Source organism: Streptomyces sp. NPDC060198 (genome assembly GCF_042728415.1).
Taxonomy (GTDB): domain Bacteria; phylum Actinomycetota; class Actinomycetes; order Streptomycetales; family Streptomycetaceae; genus Streptomyces.
On record NZ_JBHWZJ010000353.1, the window covers coordinates 1 to 7232 of the forward strand.

Genomic DNA, 7232 nt, shown 5'->3' on the forward strand with positions numbered 1-7232 from the left:
GCGCCTCCACCAGCCGAGAGACCTTCTCGGCCCACCCAGGACTGCCTCGTACGACCGAAGGACCGGCACGGTGACGACCCTCTCCACCCCACCCCAAGACTCAGCGGATCCCGTATCGACGACGCGGAAGTCCGCCGGTGACTCCCGGCGCGGCAAGGCGTCCCCGGCGCGCCGGTCCGGTCACACCCGCTTCGTGCTCGCCTGCCTGCTTCCGGCACTGGTGCTCTTCGCGGTGTTCATGGTCTACCCGACCGTGAACGTGTTCCGGATGTCGCTCTACACCTGGAGCGGCTTCTCCCCGGACATGAAGTTCGTGGGGCTGGACAACTTCCGTCACCTCGTCGACGACGACCAGTTCGTGCGGGCGTTCCAGAACACGGTGACGCTGCTGGTCGTGGTCACCGTGGTGACGATGGGGATGGGCCTCTTCCTCGCCGCGATCATGACGCGGCAGAAGCTGCGGAGCCGCAACTTCCTCCGGTTCGTCCTCTACATCCCGAACGTGCTCTCCGTGGTCGTGATCGCGGCGGTCTTCTCCGCCATCTACGACCAGAACAACGGTCTGCTCAACAGCATGCTGCGGCTGGTCTCCCTCGACAGCTGGCAGCAGGTCTGGCTCGGCGACCAGAAGGTCGTGCTCTACTCCGTCGGCATCGCGATGGTCTGGCAGTCCCTGGGCTACTACATGGTCCTCTACATGTCGAGCATGTCGAGCATCCCCGAGGAGCTGTACGAGGCCAGTGGGCTCGACGGCGCCTCCGCCTCCCGGCAGTTCTTCTCCATCACGATGCCGCTCATCTGGCAGAACCTGCGGACCTCGCTGACCTTCTTCATCATGAGCGCGGTCAACCTCAGCTTCGTGCTGGTCCGCGCGATGACCGGCGGCGGTCCCGACAGCTCCTCCGAGGTCCTGCTGAGCTACATGTACAAGCAGGCGTACACGAACTCCTCGTACGGCTACGGCATGGCCATCGGTGTCGTCATCTTCGCGTTCTCCTTCCTCGTGTCGCTCCTGATGAGCCGGGCGACCAAGCGCGAACCCCTTCAGTTCTGAGGACAGACACCATGACCGTGATCAACACACCCCGCCCTCCCGCCACCCGTTCGCGGATCGGCCGCGTACTCACGTACGTACTCGTCATCGCCCTCGCGCTCGCCATCGCGGTGCCGGTCGCCTGGGTCCTGCTCGCCTCGCTCAAGAAGAAGAGCGAGTTCTTCGGCAGCCCCTGGACGCTGCCCGAGGGGCTGCGCCTGCAGAACTACGTCGACGCGTTCACCGACGCGCACATGGGCCAGTACTTCGCGACCTCGGTGTTCGTCACCGTGCTCGGCCTGGTCCTCGTCCTCGTGGTCTCCGTGCCGGCGGCGTACGTCATCGCCCGGTACGAGTTCAAGGGCAAGAGCTTCGTCGAACTCCTCCTGCTCGGCGGGCTCTTCGTCAACGTCAACTACATCGTCGTGCCGATCTTCCTGATGCTGGTCGACTGGGACAAGGCGCTCGTCGACGTCTTCCCCGGAGGGTTCTTCCTCGACAACCCCTCGGTCCTCTCCCTCGTCTACGCGGCCACCTCGATCCCGTTCACGATCTACCTGCTCACCGCGTACTTCCGGTCCATCCCGGTCGCCTACGAGGAGGCCGCGTCGATCGACGGGGCGTCCCGGTTCCGGATCATGACCCGGATCATGCTGCCGATGGCCCGGCCCGCGATCACCACCGTGATCCTCTTCAACTTCCTCGCCTACTGGAACGACTTCATCATCTCGCTGACCCTGCTTCCCGGCGAGGGAAAGACCGTCCAGGTCGGCCTGCTCAACCTTTTCACGGCGCAGAAGGCGGCGGCGGACTACGGACGCCTGTACGCAGGCATGGTCATCGTCATCGTCCCGGTCCTGATCGTCTACGCCTTCATCCAGAAGCGGCTCATCGAGGGCATGGCATCCGGCGGCGTCAAGGGCTGACCGGCCCCGGCACCACAGCCCACGACCCACAGCCTCAGCGGAAGGAAACACCGACATGAAGGACTCGACGCGGACGGCGCTGCTCGTCGGCGTGCGCATGCTCGTCGCGGCGGCCTGCGTGGCGCTCGTCGTCGTGGAGCGCAAGACGATCGGCTGGGGACACCTCGGCATCATGCTCCTCGCGCTGGCCGGGCTGATGGCCCTGCTCGCCTCGTACAACCGGAGGTACCAGTGACAGCCGCGGCCACGCCCGCCCGGGCGCTCTCCGAGATCCGGCCCAGCGCGCGGCAGCTCGCCTGGCAGGAGATGGAGTTCTACGGCTTCATCCACTTCGGCATGAACACGATGACGGACCGGGAGTGGGGCGAGGGGCACGACGCCCCGGCCCTCTTCGACCCGGCCGACCTCGACGCCGACCAGTGGGTGGCCTCGCTCAAGAGCGCGGGGATGACCGGCGTCATCCTCACCTGCAAGCACCACGACGGCTTCTGCATGTGGCCGAGCGACGCCACCGACTACTCGGTCGCCTCCTCACCGTGGCGCGGCGGCACGGGTGACGTGGTCGCCGAGGTCGCCGACGCGGCCCGCCGGCACGGCCTGAAGTTCGGCGTCTACCTCTCCCCGTGGGACCGCACCGAGGCGTCCTACGGCTCCGGCAGCGCGTACGACGACTTCTACGTCGCCCAGCTCACCGAACTGCTCACCCGCTACGGCCCCGTGTTCTCCGTGTGGCTCGACGGTGCGAACGGCGAGGGCCCCAACGGCAAGCGCCAGACCTACGACTGGGAGCGCTACTACGCGGTGGTCCGCGAGCTCCAGCCGGACGCGGTGATCAACGTGTGCGGCCCCGACGTCCGCTGGTGCGGCAACGAGGCCGGCGAGACCCGCCCCGATGAGTGGAGCGTGGTGCCGCGCGCCCTCCAGGACGCCGAGCGGACCGCGTCCGTCTCGCAGCAGGCGGACGACGGTGAATTCTCCCGCCTCGTCCGCAGCGACGACCGTGACCTGGGCAGCCGGGCCGCGCTCGCCGGACACGAGTCGGACCTGGTCTGGTACCCGGCCGAGGTCAACACCTCGATCCGCCCCGGCTGGTTCCACCACACCGCCGAGGACACCCAGGTCCGCTCGGTGGACGAGCTGTTCACCATCTACCAGCGGTCGGTCGGCGGGAACTCCTGCTTCCTGCTCAACGTCCCCCCGGCAGCCGACGGCCGTCTGCGGGACGCCGACGTGGCGGCGCTCGGCGGTCTCGGCCGGCGCATCGAGGAGTTCCGCTCCCGCCGGGTCGAGGCGACCGCGACGGTCACCTCGGGCACCCCCGGAGACGTCGCCACCGCATGGCCCGGCAAGGCGGAAACGCCCTGGCGCCCGGCCGCCACCGACACCCGCCCCGCCGTGACCCTCACCTTCGACGAGCCCCGCAGGATCGAGGCGGTCGTGCTGGGCGAGGACATCACCGAGGGCCAGCGCGTCGAGCACGTCGTCGTCCGGGGCTGCCTGGCAGGCGAGTGGACCACGCTCGCCGAGACGAGCGCGGTGGGCTACCAGCGCATCCTCACCTTCCCGCCCGCAGAGGCCGACACGGTCGTCTTCGAGATCACCGCGACCCGGGACACCCCCGTCGTCGCCCGGGTGGCGGCGATCGGGGCGGGTTCGTGAAGGGCGCGGCGCCCCGCACACGGGCGCCGCGCCCACCGGCAGGGACCCGCAAGCCCGGTTCCGGCCGGCCCGGCTCCCGCAAACCGGCCGCCGCGCGCGGCGCCGCTGCGGCAACCCGCACGGCGGCGGCCTCCCGGCGCCCGTCGCGGCGGACCCTCGCCGTGCTGACCGGAGCCGTACTCGCCCTCGTCGCGGTGGTCGTCGTGGCCGTCACGACGACCGGCGGTAGGGACGGGGAACAGGTCGCCACCCTGGACGGGCGCCCGGTCACCCGCGACGAACTGCTCTTCCACATGGGGCGGCTCGCCCCCACCGTGCAGAACGAGCTGACCACCACCTACCACCTGGCCTCGCCGTTCAGCTGGAACGCGAAGACCGGAGCCAAGAGCGCGCTCCAGCGCCTGGAGACGAGCGCGCTGGACGAGATCCGCGAGGACCGGGCGACCCTCGTCCTCGCACAGGACCACGGGCTCGTCGACTCCGTGGACTTCGCGGACCTCACCGCCGAGCGCACCGAGGAGAACGAGGCCCGCGCCCAGGCTGTCGAGGCCGGTCAGACGGTCTACGGGGTCACGGACTTCTCCCTCGAGGAGTACTACACCCACCGGCTGACCGAACTCGCCACCAAGCTGAAGGACCTGCTCAGCAAGGACGCCGGCGACCCGCTCCACGTCACCGACGCCGAGGTCCGCAAGGCGTTCGACGCGGACCCGGACTCCTGGAGCGCCAACGCGACGACGTACGCGTACACACAGCTCGTGGTCCAGGTGCCGGACGGCGCCCCCGCCGGCTTCGCCGCCGCCCTCCAGCGCCGGGTGGATGCCGCGGGGCACCTCGCGGACGTCACCGGAGTGGCGGACGCGAAGCTCACCACCGCCACCTACGGCGGGAGCGGCACCACCGGGCTCAGCACCCACGACCAGGACCTCGTCTCCGTGCTCGGGGAGCTCGACCGGGGAGAGGTCTCGGCGCCCGTCAAGGGCACCGGCCAGATCACGTACTACCAGCTCGACAGCGTGAAGACCGACACGGACAAGGCGTTCACCGAGTACTCCCAGCGGATCCGCCAGTCGCTCGTCGAGAAGAAGTACGCCACCTACCTCCAGCGCCGGGCCGACGACGCCTCGATGCACGTCGACAGCTCGGCGGTGGCCGCCATCAACGCGAAGGACGTGCAGCAATGAGACCTGCCGACATCGGCTTGCCCGCCGACGAGGCGTCGGTGAAGCGCCCGTGGCTCACCACGCGGACGGTTCGCACCGGCCTCGCCTCCGTGCTCGCCGCACTGCTGGTGGGGTCGCTCGCCCCGGCCGCGCACGCCGCGGCCGGACCGAAGAGCCCCGCCGCCCCCGCTGCTTCCGCCGCGGCCAAGTCCTGGCCCGGCAACAAGCACAACGCGACGGGTGGCAAGGACTACTACATCGACGCCACGCACGGCCACGACACCGCGGCCGGCACCTCGCCGAAGACCGCCTGGGCCAGCCTGGCCAAGGCGAACGCGACGACGTTTCTGCCGGGCGACCGCATCCTGCTCAAGGCCGGCGAGCAGTGGCAGAACGAGCAGCTGTGGCCGAAGGGCTCCGGCAGCGCGGGCAAGCCGATCACCATCTCGGCGTACGGCGACAAGCACGCCGGCCGCCCCTACATCGCCACGAACGGCCAGGTGCCCAGCCCGTTCAACGCGGACGGCACGAAGAACCCGCAGACCGTCGGTCTGACCGGCGCCATCGTGCTGCGCAACCAGCAGTACTGGGACATCGACAACGTCGAGCTGTCCAACGACGACGACTTCGCGACGGACATCACCAAGGGCACCTACGTCCGCGACGGCATCATGGTCTCGATCAACGCCGACCTGTTCCCGGACGGCGCGGACACGGTCATGGACCACTTCCGCATATCGGACATCTACGTCCACAACCTGGACGGCCCGAGCAGCTGGCAGAAGATCCACTACGGTGCGGTCGACTTCCAGGTCTTCGGCAGCAAGAGCTACAAGGCGTACCCGGCCGGCGGATACCACTTCAGCGACGTCCGGATCGAGAACAACACCTTCGAGAACGTCGAACTCCACGCCGTGCAGTTCGCGTTCAACTGGTTCGCGGCCGACAGCGCCGACTCGGGTCAGTACGACGAGGCCGGCAAGTGGCACGAGGGCTGGGAGCAGCTCTGGGTGCGCACCCGCGACCTGTACAGCCGTGACGTCTACATCGGCCACAACTACGCCAAGAGCATCGGCCAGGGCGCCTTCCAGCTCGCCGACTCCCAGCGGATGACGGTCGAGTACAACGAGGTCAACGGCTTCCTGGAGCGCTACAACGCGGTCTCCTGCGGGCTCTACCTGTGGGCCGGCGCCGACTCCACCATGCAGTACAACGAGGTCTACGGCGGCCCCGACAACGAGTACGACGGCACCCCCTGGGACCTGGAGTACACCAACTTCAACGTCACTTACCAGTACAACTACTCGCACGACAACGCCGCGGGCTGGATGGCCTACATGGGCAACAGCTCGAACTCGGTGGCGCGTTACAACCTCAGCGTCAACGACAACGGCGTGCTCGTGAAGAACATGCTGTCGACGAACTACGCGCCGACCTATTTCACCAACAACACCTTCGTCTACGACGGCGCCGACCTGAACACCGTCCACGACGAGACGTTCCTGAGCCGCGTCTACTTCCTCAACAACATCTTCTACAACACCTCCGAGACCACCCCGACCCCGTGGTACCGCCGGACCGGCGCCCTGCGGCAGGCCGTGTTCTCGAACAACGACTACTACGAGGCGTCCGGCACCCACTCCGCGCAGGAGCCGGCCGACCCGGACGGGCTGCGGGTCGACCCGAAGTTCACCGGTGACCCCGCCGACTACGTCACCGGTGCGGGCGTCGACAAGATACGCAAGGCCGCCGCGCCCTTCACGCTGCGCAAGGACTCGCCGCTGATCGACGCGGGCCGGTACAACGCCCACATGGGCACCGAGGACTTCCTCGGTACGCACCTCTACTACGGCGACGCCCCGGACATCGGCATCGCCGAGTCCAAGCACGGCCGCAAGGTGGCCCACCCGGTCGACGCGAACCCCATCGAGGAGGAGGCGGACAACAGGGTGAACCTCGCCCTCGGCAAGTCCGTCACCGCCAGCTCGACCCACCCTGGGGCGAACGGCTCCCTCGGCGCTGAGAAGCTGACCGACGGCAACCTGTCGACCCGCTGGGCCGCCGCCGACGACGCGTCCTACCCGATCACGCTCGACGTCGACTTCGGCGCGGACACCACGTTCGACCAGGTCTACCTGGACGAGTACACGGACTCGGGCACCAACCCCCGCGTGCAGTCCTTCGAGCTCCAGCGCTGGGACGCGGCCACCGGCGGCTGGGTCACCTTCGCCACCCGTGACGCGGGTGTCGGACACGACCTCACGGTGACGGGCTTCGGTACCGTCACCAGCTCCAAGCTGCGGGTGGCCCTCACCGGCCAGATCGCCACGGAGCAGTACACCCCGAGCCTGACCGAGATCTCGGTCTACCGCGCGGGCGCGTGAGCGGTGTCGTCACGGACCCGCGGGTGAACCGGCCGGGTCCGCGACGATGACGCACCGAGGGCGGGCG

6 protein-coding genes are annotated in these 7232 nt (G+C 68.7%); all 6 read left to right on the plus strand.

The window, feature by feature from the left end:
• Positions 1-70: 70 nt before the first annotated feature.
• The 6 genes from ACFWEP_RS28925 to ACFWEP_RS28950 all read left to right on the plus strand — a co-directional run bounded on the left by ACFWEP_RS28925 (position 71) and on the right by ACFWEP_RS28950 (position 7165).
• Complete coding sequence (locus ACFWEP_RS28925) at positions 71-1054, plus strand: carbohydrate ABC transporter permease (RefSeq protein ID WP_387374353.1); 984 nt, start codon at positions 71-73, stop codon at positions 1052-1054.
• 11 nt (positions 1055-1065) lie between these two features.
• Positions 1066-1959, plus strand: coding sequence for a carbohydrate ABC transporter permease (locus ACFWEP_RS28930; protein WP_387374354.1), 894 nt, complete (start codon positions 1066-1068; stop codon positions 1957-1959).
• 55 nt (positions 1960-2014) lie between these two features.
• Positions 2015-2194 carry a DUF6903 family protein gene (locus ACFWEP_RS28935; RefSeq protein ID WP_387374356.1) on the plus strand — a complete coding sequence of 60 codons (180 nt, stop codon included), beginning with the start codon at positions 2015-2017 and terminating at the stop codon, positions 2192-2194.
• Positions 2191-3618 carry an alpha-L-fucosidase gene (locus ACFWEP_RS28940; RefSeq protein ID WP_387374358.1) on the plus strand — a complete coding sequence of 476 codons (1428 nt, stop codon included), beginning with the start codon at positions 2191-2193 and terminating at the stop codon, positions 3616-3618. Before ACFWEP_RS28935 ends, ACFWEP_RS28940 begins: the two co-directional genes overlap by 4 nt.
• 161 nt (positions 3619-3779) lie before the next feature.
• Positions 3780-4802, plus strand: coding sequence for a peptidyl-prolyl cis-trans isomerase (locus ACFWEP_RS28945; protein ID WP_387374361.1), 1023 nt, complete (start codon positions 3780-3782; stop codon positions 4800-4802).
• Complete coding sequence (locus ACFWEP_RS28950) at positions 4799-7165, plus strand: discoidin domain-containing protein (RefSeq protein ID WP_387374363.1); 2367 nt, start codon at positions 4799-4801, stop codon at positions 7163-7165. The genes ACFWEP_RS28945 and ACFWEP_RS28950 overlap by 4 nt, the downstream gene beginning before the upstream one ends.
• Positions 7166-7232: the final 67 nt, after the last annotated feature.